Genomic DNA, 21,408 nt, shown 5'->3' with positions numbered 1-21,408 from the left:
CGCCGTCGCTCACGCCTCGTCCCGGGCCAGCGCCAGCAGCCGGTCCAGGACGCGCGGGCCGCCCGCCCGGATGCCGTCGTGCTCGAACTCGTCGGTCACCCAGGTGCGCAGGCCGCGGATGGCGCGGGCCGTCTCCAGGGAGTGGGCGGTGTCGACGTACATGTCGTCGTGGTAGACGGCCGCGGCGACGGGGACCTCGTTGGCGGCGAGGCGGGCCGGGTCGTACAGGCGCGGCCAGCCGGTGCGGGCGGCGAGGAGTCCGGCGGTCTCGCGCAGCGGCCGCAGCGCCGGGTCGGTCTCGAACATCCAGGGGTAAACGCACTCACCGGTGAACAGCAGCGGCCCGTCACCCGCGAGTGCCTTGGCGGCGTCGAACTGCGGGAACTCGGCGCGGACCCGCTCGGCGGCCCAGGCGGTGGGGCGCTCGCCCTGGCCGTAGATCGCCTCGTGGACGAGGGCGTACAGGGGGTGCCCGGCGTACGACAGGAGGGCCTGCGCCTCCTCCTGGAAGGCGTCGGAGAGCTCCGGGCCGTGCGGGGTGCGCACGAAGGCCTCTTCCAGCAGGAAGTGGAGGCGGTGGCTGCCCTCGCCGCCGCCGAGGAGGATGCCGAGGGACTGGAAGGCCTCGACGGTCAGCCGGTAGCCGTTCGGCAGGACCACGTCGTGGTCCAGCAGGTGGCCGGCGATCCGGCGGGCCCGCTCGACGTCCTGCGGGTAGCGGGCGTAGTGCGCGGTGACCTTGCGTTCGATGCGCGGGTAGGCGGCGCGGTAGACGTCGTCGGCGTGGGCGTCCAGGGAGGGCAGCCCGCCGGCGATGAGGGCGGCGGTGAGGCCCTCGGGGGCGGTGGACAGGTAGTTCACCGTGCAGAAGCCGCCGAAGCTCTGGCCGAGGACGGTCCAGGGGGCGCCGCCGGTCACCTCGCGGCGCACCAGCTCGCAGTCCCGCACGATCGAGTCCGCACGGAAGTGCGCCAGGTACGCGGCCTGCGCGGCGGGCCCGCCGCGCAGCGGGAGGGTCTGCCGGCCGGCGGGGGTGGAGTGGCCGGTGCCCCGCTGGTCGAGCAGCAGGACGCGGAACTCCTGCAGGGCACGGCCGAGCCAGGCCTGCCGGCCGACGAACCGGTGGGCGCCGAAGCCCGGGCCGCCCTGGAGGTACAGCAGCCAGGGCAGCTCCTGATGGGCCTTGTCACCGGCGACGACCTCGCGCGCGTACAGCTCGATCGTCTCTCCCGCCGGGTCGGCGTGGTCGAGGGGAACGGTGAAGCGGCGGTCGGTGAGGACGACGCCGGGCTGGCGGTAACTGGCGCTCAACGGGTCTCCCGGTGCGGGCGGCGGGTGCGGATCGCGTCCCAGTCCAGCACATGCCCGGCCGGCCGGCGGGGCCGGGGATCACCGACGGCTGCTGAACGCCGTTCAGCGGCCCGCCAGGCTGGAGCGGCGGACCACGAGTTCCGGCCGGAGGACGACCCGGCGGTGTTCGTGGGGGTGGCGGGCGGTGTCCGACTCGGTCTCCTCCAGCAGCAGTTCGGCGGCGAGGGCGCCGATGGTGACGGCGGGCTGCCGGACCGAGGTGAGCGGGACGGCCGCGGCGGCGGCGAACTCGATGTCGTCGTAGCCGACGATGGCGAGGTCGTCGGGGACGCCGACGCCGGCCGCGTACATGGCCTGGAGCACGCCGAGGGCGAGCAGGTCGTTGGCGCAGAACACGGCGGTCGGCCGGTCGGCGAGGCCGAGCAGGCGGGCGCCGGCGTCCCGGCCCGCCGCGACGTCGAGCCGTTCGGTGGGCAGCTCCCGCAGGGCCGTGGGGCCGAGGCCCGCCTCGGCCAGCGCGCCCAGTGCTCCGGTGCGGCGGTCGCGCACCTGGTTGAGGCCGGGCGGTCCGCTGACGTAGGCGATGGCCCGGTGCCCGGCGTCGACGAGGTGCCGCACGGCGAGCGCGCCGCCCGCCACGTCGTCGACGGAGACCGAGCACTCGGTGGTGCCCTCGGCGACCCGGTCGACCAGCACGAAGGGGATGCCGTGCCGGCGGAAGGCGGCGATGTTCCGCCCGGTGGCGTCGGCCGGGGTGAGCAAAACGCCCCGCACCCGCTGCTCGGCGAAGAGCGACAGGTACTCGGCCTCCTCGCCCGGGTCCTGGGCGCTGTTGCAGACCATGACGCCGAGTCCGGCCGCGCGGGCGGCGCGCTCGGCACCGCGCGCGACGTCGACGAAGAAGGGGTTGCCCATGTCGAGCACGAGCAGTCCCATGATCCGGCTGCGGCCCGCGCGCAACTGGCGCGCGGACTCGCTGCGGACGTAACCGAGCCGGTCGATCGCGGACAGCACGCGCGCACGGGTCTCGGTGGCGACCGTGTCCGGGCGGTTGATGACGTTCGACACCGTTCCCACGGAGACTCCGGCGGCGCGGGCGACGTCCTTGATACCCACCGGCTGGGCCATCAGGCAGGGACCTCCAGGAAGACGAGGGGCGGCGGGAGGGCCTTCACATTACCGCCCTGCCGTCCCGGAGCGGCCCCGGTCACCCGGGCGGGAGGGGGCCCGCGGCGCCCAGCGCCGGCGGCGGGGCGCCGCGACGGACCGCCCGGGTGCCGAGGTGGTGGCGGCGGGGCGCGTGCGCGCCCGGGCGCCTCTTCGTCAGGCGAGGTGGAAGACCTCGGTGAGCGGCTTCATGGCCTCGTCGGGCCGGGCGCCGTCGAGGGATGCGAAGTAGGGGGCCATCTCCGCCTGCCAGCGGGCGTTGACGTCCGTGGCCTCCATCCCGGCGAGGGCGGCCTCGAAGTCCTCGGTCTCCAGGTAGCCGACCAGCAGGCCGTCGTCGCGCAGGAAGAGCGTGTAGTTGTGCCAGCCGGTGGCCGAGAGCGCGTCGAGCATCTCGGGCCACACGGCGGCGTGGCGTTCGCGGTACTCGGCGATCTTGTCCTGGCGGACCTTGAGCAGGAAACAGACGCGCTGCATGAGGTGCTCCTCCCGGCGGGTGAGGGGATGCGGGACGGGTGTCGCCGGTGTCGCCGGCCAGGGAACAGGTGGGGCGCGCCGGAGCGCCTGCACGGGGACCGGCCCCGGGCCGGGCGGGTGGCTCATGTTCAGCTCCTCGATGACGCGGCACTGGGTGAAAGGTTTCAACCAGGCTGCCGGGACGTTAGGCGGGGCAGCCACGTCCCGTCAATGGCCGCTCGTCGAAAGGTTTTCGAGAAGCGGAGACCGGCGCGGGGCCGCGGGGAACCGGGCCGGTCCGACTGCTTGACACCCCTTCGGGTGGCTCATAGCTTGCCGTTCTGAATCGTTTCATTGAATCGGTAGGAGCCCAGCAGTGACCGATCTCGCCGCGGTGAAAGCCGCGCTGAAGACCCAGGCCGTCGAGACGCCGTCATGGGCGTACGGGAACTCCGGGACCCGCTTCAAGGTGTTCGCGCAGGCGGGCGTGCCCCGCGATCCGCGCGAGAAACTGGACGACGCGGCGAAGGTGCACGAGTACACCGGCATCGCGCCGACCGTCGCCCTGCACATCCCGTGGGACAAGGTCGACGACTACGCGGCGCTCGCCGAGCACGCCGAGGAACGCGGCCTGCGACTGGGCGCCGTCAACTCCAACACCTTCCAGGACGACGACTACAGGCTGGGCAGCATCTGCCACCCCGACGCCGCGGTGCGCCGCAAGGCCGTCCGCCACCTGCTGGAGTGCGTCGACATCATGGACGCCACCGGCTCCGCCCTGCTGAAGCTGTGGTTCGCCGACGGCACCAACTACCCCGGCCAGGACGACATCCGCGCCCGCCAGGACCGGCTCGCCGAGGGGCTCGCGGAGGTCTACGAGCGGCTGGGCGAGGGGCAGCGGATGCTGCTGGAGTACAAGCTCTTCGAGCCGGCGTTCTACACGACGGACGTCCCGGACTGGGGCACCGCGTACGCCCACTGCCTGAAGCTGGGCCCGAAGGCACAGGTCGTGGTCGACACCGGGCACCACGCACCGGGCACGAACATCGAGTTCATCGTGGCCACGCTGCTGCGCGAGGGAAAGCTCGGCGGGTTCGACTTCAACTCGCGGTTCTACGCCGACGACGACCTCATGGTGGGGGCGGCGGACCCGTTCCAGCTGTTCCGGATCATGTGCGAGGTGATCCGCGGCGGCGGATTCACTCCCGACGTGGCGTTCATGCTCGACCAGTGCCACAACATCGAGGCGAAGATCCCGGCGATCATCCGGTCGGTGATGAACGTGCAGGAGGCGACGGCGAAGGCACTGCTCGTCGACCGTGACGCGCTCGCCGCGGCCCAGCGGGCCGGTGACGTGCTGGAGGCCAACGCGGTGCTCATGGACGCCTACCACACCGATGTGCGGCCGTTGCTGCGGGAGGTGCGGTCGGAGATGGGACTCGCCGAGGACCCGATGGCCGCGTACCGGGCCTCCGGTTGGGCCGAGCGGATCGCCGCGGAGCGGGTCGGCGGCCGGCAGGCCGGCTGGGGGGCATGAGCGTCCGCCGGGCTCCTCGTTCCGCGGGCCGCGGACCGTGTGCGGCCCATCGCGCGGTCCCCCGCGCCCTTTCCTGTACGCACCCTCTCCTCGAAGGAACCGATGGACATGGCACCGCATCCCGAAGCCGCCGCTCTGCTCGCCCGGTCGCACCGGCTCGGATCCGATCCCCGGAACACCAACTACGCCGGCGGCAACGCCTCCGCGAAGGGCGTCGGCACCGATCCCGTGACGGGGGGTGAGGTGGAGCTGATGTGGGTGAAGGGGTCCGGGGGCGATCTCGGCACGCTCACCGAGGCGGGGCTCGCCGTGCTGCGGCTGGACCGGCTGCGGGCGCTGGCCGGCGTGTATCCGGGGGTGGAGCGCGAGGACGAGATGGTCGCCGCGTTCGACTACTGCCTGCACGGCAGGGGCGGGGCGGCGCCCTCGATCGACACCGCCATGCACGGGCTCCTCGACGCCGCGCACGTCGACCACCTGCACCCGGACTCCGGGATCGCGCTCGCCTGCGCCGCCGACGGGGAACGGCTGACCGCCGAGTGTTTCGGGGACCGCGTGGCGTGGGTGCCCTGGCGGCGGCCCGGATTCCAGCTCGGCCTGGACATCGCCGCGGTGAAGGAGGCGAACCCGCGGGCCGTCGGGTGCATCCTGGGCGGGCACGGGATCACCGCGTGGGGTGACACCGCCGAGGAGTGCGAGCGCAACTCCCTGTACATCATCCGCACCGCCGAGCGGTTCCTCGCCGAGCGGGGCAAGGCCGAGCCGTTCGGGCCCGTGATCGAGGGCTACGAGCCGCTCGCCGGGACGGAACGGCGCAGGCGGGCGGCGGCGCTGGCACCGTACGTGCGGGCCGTCGCCTCCCAGGACCGGCCGCAGGTCGGGCACTTCGACGACAGTGACGTCGTGCTGGACTTCCTGGCGCGGGCCGAGCATCCGCGGCTCGCCGCGCTCGGCACCTCCTGCCCCGACCACTTCCTGCGGACCAAGGTGCGGCCGCTGGTCCTCGACGTGCCGCCGACGGCCCCGCTGGACGAGGCGATCGCGCGACTGCGGGAGCTGCACGCGGCCTACCGCGAGGAGTACGCCGCCTACTACGAGCGGCACGCCGGCCCCGGCTCCCCCGCCATGCGCGGCGCGGACCCGGCGATCGTGCTGGTCCCGGGCGTCGGCATGTTCAGCTTCGGCAAGGACAAGCAGACCGCCCGGGTGGCGGGCGAGTTCTACGTCAACGCCGTCAACGTGATGCGCGGCGCCGAGGCGGTGTCGGCGTACGCGCCGATCGAGGAGCCGGAGAAGTTCCGGATCGAGTACTGGGCGCTGGAGGAGGCCAAGCTCCGGCGGATGCCGAAGCCGAAGGCGCTGGCCACCCGGGTGGCGCTGGTGACCGGCGCGGGCAGCGGGATCGGCCGGGCGATCGCGCACCGGCTGGTCGCCGAGGGGGCGTGCGTCGTCGTCGCCGACCTGGACGCGGACAACGCGGCGGCGGTCGCGGCGGAGCTGGGCGGACCGGACAAGGCGGTCGCCGTGACCGTCGACGTGACCCGCGAGGAGCAGATCGCCGAGGCGTTCCGCGCGGCGGTGCTGGCCTTCGGCGGGGTGGACCTCGTCGTCAACAACGCCGGCATCTCCATCTCCAAGCCGCTGCTGGAGACCTCCGCGCAGGACTGGGACCTCCAGCACGCCATCATGGCCCGTGGCTCCTTCCTGGTCTCGCGGGAGGCGGCCCGGGTGATGACCGCGCAGGGGCTGGGCGGCGACATCGTCTACATCGCCAGCAAGAACGCCGTGTTCGCGGGCCCCAACAACATCGCCTACTCCGCCACCAAGGCCGACCAGGCGCACCAGGTGCGGCTGCTCGCCGCCGAGCTGGGCGAGCACGGCATCCGCGTCAACGGGGTCAACCCGGACGGGGTGGTGCGCGGTTCGGGCATCTTCGCGGGCGGCTGGGGCGCCCGGCGCGCGGCCGTGTACGGGGTGCCGGAGGAGAAGCTGGGCGAGTTCTACGCCCAGCGGACGCTGCTGAAACGGGAGGTGCTGCCGGAGCACGTGGCGAACGCCGTGTTCGCGCTGACCGGCGGGGACCTCACCCACACCACCGGTCTGCACGTCCCGGTCGACGCGGGCGTCGCCGCCGCGTTCCTGCGGTGAGCGCGCACATGAAGTCGTACGCCGCGGTCGACCTCGGCGCGTCCGGCGGGCGCGTCATGGTCGGCCGCGTCGGCCGGCACGAACTGGAGCTGACCGAGGCGCACCGTTTCCCCAACCGGCCCGTGCGGCTGCCGGAGGGGCTGCGCTGGGACGTGCTGGCGCTGTACTCGGCGGTCCTCGACGGGCTGCGCGCGGCGGGTGCCGCCACCGGCGGCCGGCTGGACTCCGTGGGCGTCGACAGCTGGGCCGTGGACTACGGCCTGCTGGACGCGGACGGGGCGCTGCTCGGCAACCCGGTGCACTACCGGGACGCCCGGACCGAGGGCATCGCGGAGGCGGTGTGGGCGGCCGTGCCCGCCGCGGAGCTGTACGCGGCGACCGGATTGCAGTACGTGCCGTTCAACACGCTGTACCAGCTCACCGCCGCCCGCTCCCGCGCGCAGTTCGCGCACGCCAAGCGGCTGTTGCTGATCCCGGACCTGATGGCGTACTGGCTCACCGGCGAGCAGGGCACCGAACTGACCAACGCCTCCACGACCCAGCTCGTCGACCCGCGCACCGGGGACTGGTCGTACGACGTGGCGGCGCGGCTCGGCATCGACCTGAGCCTGTTCGCGCCGCTGCGCCGGCCCGGGGACCCGGCGGGCGTGCTGCGCGGCGAGGTGCTGGAGGAGACCGGTCTGACCGGTCCGGTTCCGGTCACCGCGGTCGGCTCGCACGACACCGCCTCCGCGGTGGCGGCGGTACCGGCGGACGGGGAGCGGTTCGCGTACATCTGCACCGGCACCTGGTCGCTCGCCGGTCTGGAGCTGACCGCGCCCGTGCTGACCGAGGAGAGCCGCGCCGCCAACTTCACCAACGAGCTGGGACTGGACGGCACGGTCCGCTACCTGCGGAACATCATGGGCCTGTGGCTGCTCCAGGAGTGCGTGCGGGCGTGGGGCGAGCCGGACCTGGGCGAGCTGCTGCGGGCGGCGGCCGTCGGGCCGGCGCTGCGGTCCGTCGTCGACGCGGGGGACCCGGCGTTCCTGGCGCCCGGGCGGATGCCGGAGCGGATCGCGGAGGCGTGCCGCGCGTCGGGGCAGCCGGTGCCGCGCACGCCCGCGGAGACCACCCGGTGCATCCTCGACTCCCTCGCGCTCGCCCACCGGCGGGCGGTCGAGGACGCGCAGCGGCTCGCCGGAACGAGCGCCGACGTCGTCCACGTGGTCGGCGGCGGGGTGCGCAACGCGCTGCTGTGCCAGCTCACCGCCGACGCCTGCGGGCTGCCGGTGGTGGCCGGCCCGACCGAGGCGGCGGCCTTCGGCAACGTTCTGGTGCAGGCACGCGCCCACGGACTCGTCGGCGACCGCGCCGACATGCGCCGGCTGCTCACCCGTACCCAGCCGCTCACCCGCTACGAGCCGCGCGGCGGCACCGCCCGCTGGCGGGCGGCCCAGGAGCGGCTCGCCGCGCGCTGACCGCCGTGGGGTCCGGCCGTCGACGTGCCGGGCCGGACCTCCCGCCCTCCCCCGCCGCCCCCGCACTACCCTGCCCTTGATCCGACGACCGACCCCGAGGAGCCGCGATGCGTGTCGCTCTGTTCCTGACCTGTGTCAACGACACGCTCTATCCGGACACCGGACGCGCCGTGGTGAAGCTGCTGACCAGGCTGGGCGTGGAGGTCGACTTCCCGATGGCGCAGACCTGCTGCGGGCAGGCCCACTACAACACCGGCTACCGGCACGAGGCGGAGCCGCTGGCACGGCACTTCGCCGGCGTCTTCGGAGGGTACGAGGCGATCGTGACGCCGTCCGGATCGTGCGGGGCGATGGTGCGGGAGCTGTATCCGCGGATGGGCGAGCGGGCCCGTGCGGAGGGCCGGGGGAAGTCGCTGGCCGCGACGCTGGCACCGGTGGTGCCGAAGACGTACGAGCTGACGGAGTTCCTGGTGGACGTGCTCGGGGTGACGGACGTCGGCGCGTACTACCCGCACACGGTGACCTACCACCCGACCTGTCACGGACTGCGCGGACTGGGCCTCGGCGACCGGCCGCGGCGGCTGCTGGAGGCGGTGCGGGGACTGGAGCTGGTGGAGCTGCCGGGCGCGCAGGAGTGCTGCGGCTTCGGCGGCACGTTCGCGCTGAAGAACCCCGACGTGTCCGCGGCGATGGGCGCCGACAAGGTCCGCAACGCGGAGTCGACCGGCGCCGGGGTGCTGTGCGCGGCCGACAACTCCTGCCTGATGCACATCGGCGGAACCATGGCCCGGCTGCGGTCGGGCATGCGCCCGGTGCACATCGCGGAGATCCTGGCGAGCACGGAAGAGGAGCCCCTGGCGTGAGCGGAACGTATCTGGGCATGCCGGCCTTCCCCGCGGCGGCGCGGGCGGCGGTGCGCAACCCCACCCTGCGCGGCAACCTGCGCCACGCCACCCACACGATCCGCGCGAAGCGGGCCAGGGCCGTCGCCGAGGTCGAGGACTGGGCCGAGCTGCGCGAGGCCGGGAAGCGGATCAAGGACCACACGCTGCGCCACCTCGACACCTATCTGGAGCGGCTGGAGGAGTCGGTCACCGCCGCCGGGGGCGTGGTGCACTGGGCGGCGGACGCCGAGGAGGCCAACCGGATCGTCACCTCACTGGTCAGGGCGACCGGGGAGACGGAGGTCGTCAAGGTCAAGTCGATGGCCACCCAGGAGATCGGGCTGAACGAGGCCCTGGAGGCGGCGGGCGTCCGCGCCTACGAGACCGACCTCGCCGAACTGATCGTGCAGCTGGGCGACGACCGCCCGTCGCACATCCTGGTTCCGGCGATCCACCGCAACCGCGGCGAGATCCGCGACCTCTTCCGTGCCGAGATGGCCGCGTGGGGCCGCCCCGCCCCGGAGGACCTGACCGACGGTCCCGCCGAACTCGCCGAGGCGGCCCGCCTGCACCTGCGGGAGAAGTTCCTGCGCGCCAAGGTCGGCATCTCCGGCGCCAACTTCATGGTCGCCGAGACCGGCACGCTCGTGGTGGTGGAGTCCGAGGGCAACGGGCGGATGTGCCTGACCCTGCCGGAGACGCTGATCTCGGTGGTCGGCATCGAGAAGGTCGTGCCGGCCTGGCGGGACCTGGAGGTGTTCCTGCAGACCCTCCCCCGCTCCTCGACGGCCGAGCGGATGAACCCGTACACGTCGATGTGGACCGGCACCACGGACGGGGACGGGCCGAGCACCTTCCACCTGGTCCTGCTCGACAACGGCCGCACCGACACCCTCGCCGACGAGGTCGGCCGCCAGGCCCTGCGCTGCATCCGCTGCTCGGCCTGCCTGAACGTGTGCCCGGTGTACGAGCGGGCCGGCGGGCACGCCTACGGCTCGGTCTACCCCGGCCCGATCGGCGCCATCCTCAGCCCCCAACTGCGCGGCACCGGCAGCGAGATCGACGCCTCGCTGCCGTACGCGTCGTCGCTGTGCGGCGCCTGCTACGAGGTGTGCCCGGTCGCCATCGACATCCCCGAGGTGCTGGTGCACCTGCGCGAGCGCGTCGTCCAGGGCGGCCCGGTCACCCGGGCGGGCAACAAGGTGGTGCTGCGGCCCGCGAAGGGCCACGCCGCCGAGCGGGCGGCGATGCGGGCGGCGCGCTGGGCGTTCGGCCGTCCCGGCGCGCTGCGCACCGGCCAGCGGCTGGCGTCCCGCACCCGGCGCTTCCACCCGCGCACCCTGCCGGGGCCCGGCCGGGCGTGGAGCGAGACGCGGGAGCTGCCGCCGGTGCCGCCGGAGCCGTTCCGCGACTGGTGGCAGCGTACGCACGGTGGAGAGGCCGGTGGGAAGTGAGCAGCAGGGAACGGATCCTGGGCCGGGTGCGGCGCGCGCTGGCGGACGTGCCGGGCGACGACACCCCCTACGAGGAGGCGGTCGTCCGTGACTACCTGCGCGAGCACGGCGGGCGCACCGTCGACGAGACGGTGGACCTGCTCGCCGGGAACCTCGCGGACTACCGGGCACTCGTGCACCGGTGCGCGGCGGGCGAACTCCCGTCGCTGATCGCCGGGTTGCTGTCCGCGCGGGGCGCGCGGACGGTGCTGGTGCCGCCCGGCCTGGACCAGGGCTGGCTCGCCGCGGCCGCGGCCGAGCGGGTCCCGGACCGCCCGGAAGCGGATCCCCACGAGCTGGACCGGGTGGACAGCGTGGTCACGGCGTGCGCCGTGGCGATCGCCGAGACCGGCACGATCGTCCTGGACGGCGGGCCCGGCCAGGGGCGTCGCCGGATCACCCTCGTGCCGGACCACCACATCTGTGTGGTGCGCGTCCCGGACCAGGTGGTGTCGTCCGTTCCGCAGGCCCTTTCACGGCTCGACCCGGCCCGCCCGTCGACGTGGATCTCCGGCCCGTCGGCGACCAGCGACATCGAGCTGGACCGGGTGGAGGGCGTGCACGGGCCGCGCACCATGGAGGTGGTCCTGGTGAGCGGGCGGTAGGCGCCCCCGCCACGCCCGTGCGCCGGGCGGCGGAACGGCGGGGAGTGACACCGGCGGTGAACAAGCGCTTAGATAGGGAGCCGGTCATCGACGCCGCTCTGGAGGCCCTGGTGTTCACTTCCGTCGACGATGTCTCCGCCCGCCTCGCCGGGACCGGCTACCTGGCCTCGCCCGCGGTCGCCACCACCGTCTTCCTCGCCGACCGCCTGGGCAAGCCCCTGCTCGTGGAAGGGCCCGCCGGGGTGGGCAAGACGGAGCTGGCCAAGGCGGTGGCCCAGGTCGCTGGGGCACGGCTGGTGCGGCTGCAGTGCTACGAGGGCGTCGACGAGTCGCGGGCGCTGTACGAGTGGAACCACGCCAAGCAGCTGCTGCGGATCAGCGCCGGACGCGGCGAGACCTGGGACGAGGCCCGCACGGACATCTTCGCCGAGGAGTTCCTGCTGCCGCGCCCGCTGCTCACCGCGATCCGCGGCGACGACCCGAAGGTGCTGCTGATCGACGAGACCGACAAGGCGGACGTCGAGGTGGAGGGCCTGCTGCTGGAGGTGCTCAGCGACTTCCAGGTCACCGTCCCCGAACTGGGCACGATCACCGCGACCCGCCGTCCCTTCGTCGTCCTCACCTCCAACGCCTCCCGGGAGCTGTCCGAGGCGCTGCGCCGCCGCTGTCTCTTCCTGCACATCGGCTTCCCCGAGGAGGAGCTGGAGCGGCGGATCGTCCGGCTGAAGGTGCCGGGGATCGACGCGGTGCTCGCGCAGTCCGTCGTACGCGTGGTGGGGGCGCTGCGGGCGATGGACCTGCGGAAGGTGCCCTCGGTCGCCGAGACCATCGACTGGGCCCGCACCCTGCTCGCGCTCGGCGCGCACACCCTCGACGAGACCGTCGTGCGCGACACCCTCGGCGTGGTGCTCAAGCACCAGGACGACGTCCTCAAGGCGGCCGCCAAGCTCGACCTGGACGCGGTGTGACGGCGGCGGCCGGGGGTGCCGCGGCCCGGCTGACCGGCTTGGTGGCCGCGCTGCGCGGGCACGGGGTGCGGATCGGCACCGGGGAGACGGTGGACGCGGCCCGGGCGGCCGAGGCGCTGGGGTTCGCCGACCGGGAGCTGCTGCGGGAAGGGCTGGCCGCCACCCTGCTGCACACCGCGGACCAGCGCCGGGTGTTCGACCCGGTCTTCGACCTGTACTTCCCGCGTGCCGTCGGCGGGCCGGAGAAGGGCGACGGGGACGGCCCGGCCGACCGGGACGAGTTGCGCGACCGCATCGCGGCGGCGCTCGCCGCCGGCGATGTCGCCCTGCTGGAGCGACTGGCGGCGGAGGCGGTCGAGGGCTTCGGCGGATACGGCGGTTCGTCCGGCTCGGACGGCTGGTCGGCGCACCAGACCCTCGACCGGCTCCGCCCGCAGACCCTGCTCGCCCGGGTCCGGGACACGATGCGGGCCGGTGACGGCGGCTCCGGGTTCGCCGGCCGGCTGCTGGACGACGAGATCCGGCGGCGCATCGAGGTCTTCCGCGGGCAGGTCGCCGCGGAGGCGCGGCGCCGGGTCGCCGAACGGCGCGGGCGCGACGAGATCGCCCGGCGGGCGGTGGCACCGACCGCCGACCGGATCGACTTCCTGTACGCGGGGCAGGACCGGCTCGCCGAACTGCGCCGCACGGTACGGCCGCTCGCCCGCAAGCTGGCGACCCGGCTCGCCGCCCGGCGCCGGCGGGCAGCGCGGGGCAGCATCGATCTGCGGCGGACCCTGCGCGGCTCGCTGTCGACCGGCGGCGTGCCGATCCGGCCCGTGCTGCGCCGGCGTCGTCCGGTGCGGCCGGAACTGGTGCTGCTGTGCGATGTGTCGGGCTCGGTGTCCGGGTTCTCCGACTTCACCATGCTGCTGGTGCAGGCACTGCACGACCAGTTCTCGAAGGTGCGGGTGTTCGCCTTCGTCAACCGGGTCGACGAGGTGACCGGGCTGCTGGAGCGCGGCGCGGCCGACCCCGGCGGGCTCGGCGCGCGGATCCGCGCCGGGGCGACCCTCACCGGCTGGCACGGCAGCAGCGACTACGGCGCGGCACTGGGCGAGTTCACGGAGCGGTACGGAGACGCGGTGGGTCCGCGTACGACGGTGTTCGTCCTGGGGGACGCGCGGACCAACATGGCCGATCCGAACCTCGCGGCACTGCGGTGGATCGCCGGGCGGGCCCGCAGGGTGTACTGGCTCAACCCGGAGCCGCGCACGCAGTGGGGCACCGGGGACTCGGCGGCTGCGGATTACGCCGGGCTGGTGGCGATGCACGAGTGCCGCACCGCTCACCAGCTCGGCGGTCTGATCAGCCGGCTGCTGCCAGTGTGAGGCGCCCCGGTCCGAGGACGGTACCGGGTCAGCCCTCCTTGCCCTTGGCGTACTCCTTGGCCGTCTGGCCCTCGAAGTCGTAGGCGACACAGGCTTCGTCGCCGACCACCCAGGCGTCGTGTCCGGGCGAGCAGACGAAGACCTCGCCCGGGCCGACGTCGGCCTCCGAGCCGTCGTCCATCCGGATGTGCAGGTGGCCCTGCACCACATAGCCGTTGTGGTTCATCTGGCAGCTCTCGGTGCCCGCGATCGGTCCCACGTCCTGGGACCAGCGCCAGCCCGGCTCGAAGGTCGCCACGGCGAAGTCGCACCCCGCCAGGTGCACGGCTTCCAGGTGTCCGTGCGGGAAGTCCCGCCGCTCGTCCGGCCTGTCGAGCGTCTTCATCTCCAGCATGACGCTCCTCCCTTCCGGCCGCGTCCGCCACGGCCCGGGGGCCGGTCCCCGTCTCGTCCGCGGCGCAGGCGGCACCGGCGGCGGCCGGACCCCTTTGCGTCCATCGTGCGACGGGGGGTTGGGCGCCGCCATCCGGGGGCCGGGCCGCCGTCAGTCCGTGCCGCCCCCGGTGAGCCGCGCGAACCGGGCGGTGTCGATGTTGCCCCCGGAGACGATCAGGCCCACGCGGTGCGGCAGGTCCGTGACGCGGCCGGAGAGCAGCGCGGCGAGCGGGGTGGCGCCGCTGGGCTCGACCACGATCTTCAGCCGCTCGAAGGCGAACCGCATCGCCGCCTTGATCTCGTCGTCGCTCACCAGGACGATCTCGTCGACCAGCCGCCGGTTGACGGAGAAGGTCAGTTCGCCCGGTGTGTGCAGGGCCTGGCCGTCGGCGATGGTGCGCGGCACCGGGATGCTGATCCGCCGGCCGGCTTCCAGGGACCGCTTGGTGTCGTCCCCGGCCTCCGGCTCGACACCGATGATCCGGATCCCGGGCCGCAGGCCCTTCGCCGCGGTCGCGCTGCCCGCGATCAGCCCGCCGCCTCCCACCGGGGCGAGGAGGGCGTCCAGCTCGCCGGCCTCCTCCAGCAGTTCCAGTGCCGCGGTGCCCTGGCCCGCGATGATGTGCGGATGCTCGTAGGGCGGGATGACGGTGAGCCCTCGCTCGGTGGCCAGCGCCTCCGCGATGGCGACCCGGTCTCCGGTGTAGCGGTCGTAGCTGACGATCTCGGCGCCGTACCCCGCGGTCGCCTCCCGCTTGGAGGCGGGCGCGTCCTCGGGCATGACGATGACCGCGGTGGTGCCCAGTTCGCGGGCGGCGAGGGCGACGGCCTGCGCGTGGTTCCCGGACGAGTACGCCGCGACGCCCCGGGCCAGTTGCTCCGGCGTCAGCCGGGAGATCGCGTTGTAGGCGCCGCGGAACTTGAACGCGCCGACCCGCTGGAAGTTCTCGCACTTCAGCAGGGTCTCCGCGCCGACGAGGGCGTCCAGGGTCCGGGAGCGCAGCACCGGGGTGCGGTGGGCGACCCCCTTGAGCCGCGCGGCGGCCGCGCGGACGTCGTCGAGCGTGACCGGGTCGGGGGCGATCGTCACGAGTGTCCTCCCTGGGACGTCGGGTCGGCCGTGGCTCTGGCCTGGGAGAGATAGCTGTAGGCGGAGGCGCGGGAGATGCCGAGTCGGGCGGCGACCTGCTCGACCGCGCGGCGCACCGCGAAGACGCCCTGCTCGTCGAGGCTGCGGAACAGCTCCAGGCGGCGCTCGCGGTCCAGGCCGGCCCAGTTGTGGTGCCGCAGCAGCCGGTGGGTGTCGAGGATGACGTCCACGACGGAGTCGATGTCGTTGCCGAAGGTGGTGACCGGCGTCCGCGCGGGATCCGTTCCGAGGCCGGCGAGCTCGCCGAGCAGGGCGTGGGTCCGGTGGACGGCGGTGACGTCGAGGTTGACGCACAGGGCGCCGAAGACGGCGCCCGTGGAGTCCCGCAGCACCATGGTGGACGACTTGACCAGATCGCCTGAGCGGGTGCGGGTGAGGTAGTTCAACTCGTCGGCGGCCTCGTCACCGCGGGCGAGGACCCGCATGCCGATCTCACTCATCGCCCCGCCCACGGCCCGCCCGGTCACCGAACCGGCCACGGCGACCACCGACTTCTCCGGCCGCCGGTAGTCGTGGAGCACCACCTCGCACAGCGGGCCGAAGGTCGCCACCAGTCCGTCGACGACCGGTCCGAGCGCGCCGATGATCGCGTCCCGCTCGGCATCCAGGTCCTGCGCGGCCACACACCCTCCCCTCTGGACTGAGAATCCAATGTCTGGACTCCGAGTCTAAACGAAGGGTGGGGCGTCCCGGCAAGGGTCTTCCGGGAGCTCCCGGACAGGAGGCGGCAGCCGTCGGGCAGGCCCGGTCAGCCGTCGTACGCGATCCACCGCAGCACCGCGGCGGTCACGGCGTCACCCAGGGAGCCGATGGCGTTCACGGCGAACTGGTCCCCGGGGCGGGGCGCGATGCCTCGGATCGTGAGAGCGGCGTGCAGGTCCAGGCGGCGCCGGTCCGCGGGGCCGAGCGGGCCGCCCACGCGGGCGGCCGGGTCCGGGGGCGCGAGCAGGTAGTCCCCGTCGCGGCGATCGGGTCCGGCGAGGCCGTACGGGTCGCGGACGGGCGGGACGTCGGCGGCCGGGACGAGTGTGTCGCTGTGGGTGTGCACCGCGGTTCTCCCTCACTCGGGGCTGTCTGTCTGCCCGTTGAGGTCGCGCGACCCGCCGTCACGGTTGCGGTGCGGCCCGACGGTCCCCCGAATGCCGCAACAACTCATAAGAGGCGCTGGTCGTCTCAACGTACGACGGGCCACGGGCGACGGGCGACGAGTGACGGACAACGGGCGCCAGGCGACAGGCGAGAAGCGACGAGGGGCGCCGCGGTGGTCACGGCCGGGGCCGCCATCGAGGGAAGCCTCGGTGGCGGCTCCGGCGCGGCGCCGGTCAGGCCGGGTCGTCCACGAGACCGAACCCCTCCGGGAAGTCCTCGAGGAAGTCCCGCCGGTCCGGATCCGTCTCCTCCTCCGCCATCTCGCCCAGAAGGTCGAGCAGTTCGCCCCGCTGATCGGCGGAGAGCCCGCCCATGACGTGCGCGGCGCCTTCCAGGACCTTGACGGCGTCGTCCGGGTCCATCTGCTCGTCCTCACAGCCTTCGACGAACCACAGGACGTCGACCAGCGCCTCGGCCAGTGCGCGGGTCAGCGACGGATACTCGGTCATCACAAAGTCCCCCTGCTCGATCAACCGATCTCGGTCCGGACATCCCACCACACGCCTCCGACACGGCCGTCGGCGGACACCACCGGGCCCGGCCCCGGACCCGGCCGCCACGGCGGCGCGGCGGTCCGGCAGCCCGGCAGCCCGGCAGCGGCAGCGGCAGCGGCAGCAGTCCGACGGTCCGGCGCGGAACCGTGAGAGCGCCGTTCACCCGCCGGCGGCAGCCGCCCGCACCTCGGCGGCGACCGCTTCCGCGATGCCGGTCGCCCGGTCCTGCGGCACCCCCGCCGCGATCAGGGTGGCGACCGCGGTGCCCGAGCCGTCGTCCTCCCAGGCGCCCGCGTTGACGCTCTCCAGCAGGGAGAGGATCAGCGCCTCCAGGCCCGCGTTGAGCACGGCCGGCGGGAGCTGCGCGTGGAAGGCCCCCGCGTCCTGCCCCCGCTCCAGGATCGCCGCGGCCTCGGCGCGGGCCGGGGACAGCACCTCGGACACCCGCTCGGGGCCGAGGTCCTGGCGGGCGAGCGCCAGCAGCAGCCGGTAGCGGTCGCCCACGGGCCAGATCGCGAGGACGAGCCGGGCGAGCGCGTTCTCGGGCGGCTCCGTCACGTCCGGCCGGCTCGCCACCGCGTCCCGCAGGGCGGCGGAGGCCTCCTCGGCCAGCGCCTCGACGAGGGCGGCACGCCCCGGGAAGTGCCCGAAGAGGGTGCGGCGCACCACGCCGGCGGCCCGCGCGATCTCCTCCAGCGTCACCTCGGGGTTCCGGCCCAGCTCCTGCCGGGCGGCGGCAAGGATGCGGGCCCGGTTGGACCGCGCGTTGCGCCGCACGGGCTCGCGGGCCACGGACTTGGAGACCACGGCACAACCTCACGGACTCGCTGGGACGACGGGACGGCAGGTCATCTTGCCACGCGCCGCACCCCTCACGGCCGCGCCGGCGGCCAGGCGGCGTCCCGCCGCTCCGGCCGGACCAGCGAGAGGTGCCGGGCGCCCGGAGCCCGGCACACCGCGTGGCACCCCCTTGGTGCGCCGCCCCGCGCGGGTGTCACGGGCAGCCGACCGGGCACCCGCTGTTTGCACATCGGCGAGCAAGTACAAGTTGCACACTGACATGCAACAAATTAATCTGCACATCCATGGGCAATTAACTGCCCGCGGTGCCAGGAGCCGCGACGGAGCCGCTCCCACCACTCGGAAAGCCGTCGTCTCACCCCCCTAGGAGCGCCCGATGCCGCTCGTCGCCCGCACACCGGTCGAGAGGATGCCGGAGCCGTACCGGCGGCGCTGGTGGGCACTGCTCGTGCTGTGCCTGAGCCTGCTGATCGTGGTCATGGCCAACACGTCCCTGATCGTCGCCGCCCCCGCCATGACCGAGGACCTGCGGCTCAGCAGCAGCGACCTGCAGTGGGTGATCGACGGGTACACCGTGCCGTACGCCGCGCTGATGCTGGTGCTGGGCGCGATCGGCGACAAGTACAGCCGCCGCGGCGCCCTGGTCCTGGGCCTGCTGGTCTTCGCGGGCGGTTCGGTGATGGGCAGCCTGGTCGACGAGACCGCTCCGGTCATCACCGCCCGCGCCGTCATGGGCGTCGGCGCCGCCGTGGTCATGCCGGCCACCCTGTCCCTGCTGGTCGCGACCTTCCCGAAGCGGGAACGGGCCCGGGCCATCACCGCCTGGACGGCCACCTCCGGCCTGGCCATCGCCGTCGGCCCGCTGCTGGCCGGCTGGCTGCTGGAGGACCACGCCTGGGGCTCGACCTTCCTGATCAACGTGCCCGTCGCCGTCGCCGCCGTCGTCGGCGCCTTCGTCCTCGTACCGCCGTCCCGGGCGGAGGGCATGGGCCGGATCGACTACGTGGGCGGCCTGCTGTCGATCGTCTCCGTCGGCTCCCTGGTCTACGCGATCATCGAGGGCCCGCACTTCGGCTGGGGCAGCGGCCCGGTCGCGGCGGCCGTGGTCGCGGGTGCCGGGTTCACCGCGTTCACGCTGTGGGAGCTGAGGCACCCCCAGCCCATGCTCGACGTGCGCAAGTTCGCCCTGCGGCCGTTCAGCGGCTCGATGATCGCGGTGCTGTTCTTCTTCTTCGGCGCGTTCGGCTCGATCTACTACGCCACGCAGTACCTCCAGTTCGTCCTCGGCCACGACGCCCTGGAGACCGGGGTGCGGCTGCTCCCGCTGGCCGGTGCGGTGTTCGCGGGCGCCGCGGTCACCGGCAGGCTGACGCCGAAGCTCGGGGTCAAGGCCACGATCGTGCCCGGCATGGTGACCGGGACCGTGTCCGTGTTCCTGCTCACCCAGATCGACAAGGGCTCGTCGTACGCCGACTTCGTGCCGTCGCTGCTGCTGCTGGGCTTCGCGATCGGGCTCAGCGTGTCCCCGGCGACCGACACGATCATGGGCTCCTTCCCCGAGTCGGAGCTGGGCGTCGGCGGCGGCGCCAACGACACCTCGCTGGAACTGGGCGGCTCGCTCGGCATCGCCGTCCTGGGCTCGTTGCTCAGCACCGCCTACCAGGACGAACTGACCGGCCTGGCCGGCGGCCGGCTCCCGCAGGGCGCCCTGGACGCCGCGAAGGAGTCGGTGGGCGGCGGCCTCGCGGTCGCCGAACGGATCGCGGGGGCCCCGAACGGCGGTCCCCAGCAGGCCCGGGCCCTGGTGGACGCCGTGCACGAGTCGTTCGCCCACGGTGTCGCGCACACCAGTCTGGTCGGCGGCGTCATCATGGCGGCCGGCGCCCTGATCGTCCTGCTCGTCCTGCCCGGCCGCCGGGCCGCGGGCGCACGGCCCGGGGAGACCGCGGCGGAGCCCCACAAGGAGGACGCGAAGGCCGGCTGAGCCGTCGGTCCGCCGGGCGGGGGCGACACCGCCCGGCGGCCGGCGGGCTCCTCGGGGCACGTCCGCCGCGCGCGGCGGCCCGGGCCGACCGTGCTGTCCCGGGGCCGCCGGCCCGCGGAGGGACGGCCCGGCAGGCGATTGTCAGTGGCCGGTGTCACGCTGGGTTCACACACGAACCACGGAAAGGCGTCGTCGGCATGATCACCACGGATTTCGCTCCCGGCTCCCCCTGCTGGCTCGACCTAGGCTCCCCCGACGTCCGGGCCGCCGCGGCCTTCTACGGGTCCGTGCTCGGATGGGACTACGAGTCCATGGGAGACGGCGGGGACATGGAAGGCGGCATGTTCCGCAAGGACGGCAAGATCGTGGCGGGGCTCGGCAAGCTCACCGAGGAAGGCGCCCGCTCCGCCTGGATGATCTACTTCAGCGTCGCCGACGCGGACGCCACCACCCAGGCGGTGCGCGACGGGGGCGGCAGCGTGCGGGTGGAGCCGAGAGACCTCGGCGAGTGGGGCCGCATGGCGCAGTACAGCGACCCGCTGGGCGGCCAGTTCGCCGTCTGGCAGCCGGGCACCACCAAGGGCGTGGAACTGGTCGACGAGCCGGGCTCCATGTCGTGGACCGAGCTGTACACCAGCGACGCCGCCGGCGCGAAGGAGTTCTACGGCGGCGTCCTCGGGTGGCGCTTCAGCGACATGGAGCTGCCCGGCGGCGGAGGCACCTACTCGCTCATCACGCCCGCCGGACAGCCCGACGAGCGGATGCACGGCGGCGTGATGGAACTGCCCCGCGAGAACCTGGGCCTGGCGAACGGCAGGCCCTACTGGCACCCGGTCTTCAACGTCGAGGACTGCGACGCGGCGGTCGCCGCGGTCACCCGGAACGGCGGCACAGTGCAGATGGGGCCGGAGGACGCGGAAGGGGTGGGCCGGCTGGCGGTCTGCCTGGACCCTGCGAACGCGGACTTCGTCGTCCTCACCCCGGCAGAGGGCTGATCCCCGGGCCGCGCGCCCGCCATGGAGGTGGTCGGCCGGCCTCGGGTGCGGCGTCCATGGGCCTGGCCCCGCGGGTGGCCGGGCCGCGCGCCGTGGGCCGACGGGCCCGGTTCGGCAAGGAAGGCGCCGCCAGGCCGGTCTCAGTGCAGGAGGGCCGCCGGACCGTGCGGTCCCAGGTCGGGAGGCCGCCGGACCGGCCGGACTCAGGTCAGGAGGCCGCCGGACCGGCCGGTCAGTCCAGGAGGTCACCGGGTCCGACGGGGTGTGCCTCCAGGCCGGGCGCGGCCAGCAGGTCGGCGATGAGCTCCGGGGATCCGCCGACGTAGGTGCTGACCAGGTCGACGTCTCCGCCGACGCACCAGGCGCGGTCCTCGGGCCACCAAAGGTCGGGCAGTTCGTCGAAGTCGTCCGGCAGGGCGGGCGACACGGCGTCGGCGAGCGGTCCCTCGAGGAGGATCTCGTCGCGGCCGGGCGTCGGGAAGGTCGGGAGGTGGTCGAAGTCCCGGCGGCCGTAGCCGCTCCACAGGCCGAACCAGCAGCGGTCCGGGGTCCGGGTGTGCCGGGCCAGGACGGGGATCAGGGCGCGGGCGACGTCGGGCGGGGTGGGCCCTTCGGCCGGGTGCTCGTCCCAGACGTCGGGCAGGCCCAGGTCCGAGGCGGTCCGGTCGTCGATGCCGACGCCGGTCACCTCGTGCCAGCGGGTCGTCCCCGTCACCCCGCAACGTCCGTGGGCGGCGGCCACCGTCGCCCAGCGCACCGGCTGTTCGCCGAGCGTGGCGGGGTGCAGGATGCGGGCGTAGGCGGGGAAGCCGGGCGCGCTGACCCCGGCGACGATGCCGAGGGCACCGTCCCGCCGGAGCCGCTCGACGAGCCAGTCGGCGGGGGCGAGGTCCGCCGTCCGTATGAGCAGTCGTCCGTACCGGTCCGTCGCGGGTTCCCGGTGGACCGGGCGATAGTCGTCCATTCCGCACAGTGTGCCTGATCGGATCATGCCCTGGCCG

20 protein-coding genes are annotated in these 21,408 nt (G+C 73.9%); 10 read left to right on the top strand and 10 right to left on the bottom strand.

All coding sequences use genetic code 11. The features are described from left to right. Window positions 1-9: 9 nt before the first annotated feature. The 3 genes from SGLAU_RS29405 to SGLAU_RS29395 all read right to left on the bottom strand — a co-directional run bounded on the left by SGLAU_RS29405 (window position 10) and on the right by SGLAU_RS29395 (window position 2,955). Window positions 10-1,311 (bottom strand): alpha/beta fold hydrolase, encoded by a 1,302-nt coding sequence (locus SGLAU_RS29405; RefSeq protein ID WP_043505579.1) that lies wholly within the window; start codon window positions 1,309-1,311, stop codon window positions 10-12. 102 nt (window positions 1,312-1,413) lie between these two features. After that, window positions 1,414-2,439 carry a LacI family DNA-binding transcriptional regulator gene (locus SGLAU_RS29400; protein WP_043505577.1) on the bottom strand — a complete coding sequence of 342 codons (1,026 nt, stop codon included), beginning with the start codon at window positions 2,437-2,439 and terminating at the stop codon, window positions 1,414-1,416. 195 nt (window positions 2,440-2,634) lie between these two features. Then, complete coding sequence (locus SGLAU_RS29395) at window positions 2,635-2,955, bottom strand: L-rhamnose mutarotase (RefSeq protein ID WP_043505576.1); 321 nt, start codon at window positions 2,953-2,955, stop codon at window positions 2,635-2,637. Between the two features lie 355 nt (window positions 2,956-3,310). Here SGLAU_RS29395 and rhaI point away from each other — a divergent pair, with 355 nt between their 5' ends. The 8 genes from rhaI to SGLAU_RS29355 all read left to right on the top strand — a co-directional run bounded on the left by rhaI (window position 3,311) and on the right by SGLAU_RS29355 (window position 13,399). Further along, a complete protein-coding gene (gene rhaI / locus SGLAU_RS29390) occupies window positions 3,311-4,471 on the top strand; it encodes an L-rhamnose isomerase (protein ID WP_043505575.1) in 1,161 nt (386 codons plus the stop codon). A gap of 108 nt (window positions 4,472-4,579) precedes the next feature. Further along, entirely contained in the window at window positions 4,580-6,619 is a 2,040-nt protein-coding gene (locus SGLAU_RS29385; protein WP_043507217.1) for a bifunctional rhamnulose-1-phosphate aldolase/short-chain dehydrogenase, read from the top strand. 8 nt (window positions 6,620-6,627) lie between these two features. Next, window positions 6,628-8,079, top strand: a complete 1,452-nt coding sequence (locus SGLAU_RS29380) for a rhamnulokinase (protein ID WP_043505573.1) — start codon at window positions 6,628-6,630, stop codon at window positions 8,077-8,079. 107 nt (window positions 8,080-8,186) lie between these two features. Continuing rightward, window positions 8,187-8,942: a (Fe-S)-binding protein gene (locus tag SGLAU_RS29375; protein WP_043505572.1), complete on the top strand. Its 756-nt coding sequence runs from the start codon at window positions 8,187-8,189 to the stop codon at window positions 8,940-8,942. Then, window positions 8,939-10,417, top strand: a complete 1,479-nt coding sequence (locus tag SGLAU_RS29370) for a lactate utilization protein B (RefSeq protein ID WP_043505571.1) — start codon at window positions 8,939-8,941, stop codon at window positions 10,415-10,417. The genes SGLAU_RS29375 and SGLAU_RS29370 overlap by 4 nt, the downstream gene beginning before the upstream one ends. Beyond that, entirely contained in the window at window positions 10,414-11,061 is a 648-nt protein-coding gene (locus SGLAU_RS29365; RefSeq protein WP_043505569.1) for a LutC/YkgG family protein, read from the top strand. Before SGLAU_RS29370 ends, SGLAU_RS29365 begins: the two co-directional genes overlap by 4 nt. Window positions 11,062-11,171: 110 nt before the next feature. After that, complete coding sequence (locus SGLAU_RS29360; protein WP_043505568.1) at window positions 11,172-12,029, top strand: AAA family ATPase; 858 nt, start codon at window positions 11,172-11,174, stop codon at window positions 12,027-12,029. Continuing rightward, a complete protein-coding gene (locus SGLAU_RS29355; protein ID WP_043505567.1) occupies window positions 12,026-13,399 on the top strand; it encodes a VWA domain-containing protein in 1,374 nt (457 codons plus the stop codon). Before SGLAU_RS29360 ends, SGLAU_RS29355 begins: the two co-directional genes overlap by 4 nt. 28 nt (window positions 13,400-13,427) lie before the next feature. Here the strand turns inward: SGLAU_RS29355 and SGLAU_RS29350 are convergent, their stop codons facing one another. The 6 genes from SGLAU_RS29350 to SGLAU_RS29325 form a co-directional block, all read right to left on the bottom strand. Further along, window positions 13,428-13,793 (bottom strand): cupin domain-containing protein, encoded by a 366-nt coding sequence (locus SGLAU_RS29350; protein WP_043505566.1) that lies wholly within the window; start codon window positions 13,791-13,793, stop codon window positions 13,428-13,430. Window positions 13,794-13,943: 150 nt separating this feature from the next. Continuing rightward, window positions 13,944-14,924 (bottom strand): threo-3-hydroxy-L-aspartate ammonia-lyase, encoded by a 981-nt coding sequence (locus tag SGLAU_RS29345; RefSeq protein WP_043505565.1) that lies wholly within the window; start codon window positions 14,922-14,924, stop codon window positions 13,944-13,946. Continuing rightward, window positions 14,921-15,607, bottom strand: a complete 687-nt coding sequence (locus SGLAU_RS29340) for a transcriptional regulator (protein ID WP_043505564.1) — start codon at window positions 15,605-15,607, stop codon at window positions 14,921-14,923. The genes SGLAU_RS29345 and SGLAU_RS29340 overlap by 4 nt, the downstream gene beginning before the upstream one ends. A gap of 125 nt (window positions 15,608-15,732) precedes the next feature. After that, on the bottom strand, window positions 15,733-16,032 hold the full coding sequence (locus tag SGLAU_RS29335) for a hypothetical protein (protein WP_244315279.1): 300 nt from the start codon (window positions 16,030-16,032) through the stop codon (window positions 15,733-15,735). A gap of 274 nt (window positions 16,033-16,306) precedes the next feature. Further along, on the bottom strand, window positions 16,307-16,582 hold the full coding sequence (locus tag SGLAU_RS29330; protein WP_043505563.1) for a hypothetical protein: 276 nt from the start codon (window positions 16,580-16,582) through the stop codon (window positions 16,307-16,309). Window positions 16,583-16,786: 204 nt separating this feature from the next. Beyond that, the gene (locus SGLAU_RS29325; RefSeq protein WP_043505562.1) at window positions 16,787-17,434 is read right to left on the bottom strand and encodes a TetR/AcrR family transcriptional regulator; all 648 of its coding nucleotides are present in this window, start codon (window positions 17,432-17,434) and stop codon (window positions 16,787-16,789) included. Between the two features lie 370 nt (window positions 17,435-17,804). Here SGLAU_RS29325 and SGLAU_RS29320 point away from each other — a divergent pair, with 370 nt between their 5' ends. Together SGLAU_RS29320 and SGLAU_RS29315 are read left to right on the top strand one after the other, a co-directional pair. Beyond that, window positions 17,805-19,412 carry an MFS transporter gene (locus SGLAU_RS29320; RefSeq protein WP_043505561.1) on the top strand — a complete coding sequence of 536 codons (1,608 nt, stop codon included), beginning with the start codon at window positions 17,805-17,807 and terminating at the stop codon, window positions 19,410-19,412. Window positions 19,413-19,609: 197 nt separating this feature from the next. After that, a complete protein-coding gene (locus SGLAU_RS29315; protein WP_043505560.1) occupies window positions 19,610-20,407 on the top strand; it encodes a VOC family protein in 798 nt (265 codons plus the stop codon). A gap of 232 nt (window positions 20,408-20,639) precedes the next feature. Here SGLAU_RS29315 and SGLAU_RS29310 read toward each other — a convergent pair whose 3' ends face one another. Then, entirely contained in the window at window positions 20,640-21,371 is a 732-nt protein-coding gene (locus SGLAU_RS29310; RefSeq protein ID WP_244315278.1) for a hypothetical protein, read from the bottom strand. Between the last annotated feature and the right edge of the window lie 37 nt (window positions 21,372-21,408).

It is taken from the genome of Streptomyces glaucescens, from assembly GCF_000761215.1.
GTDB lineage: Bacteria > Actinomycetota > Actinomycetes > Streptomycetales > Streptomycetaceae > Streptomyces > Streptomyces glaucescens_B.
Note: the sequence above shows the minus strand (reverse complement) of the source record. Positions and strands in the feature narration are given on the sequence as shown.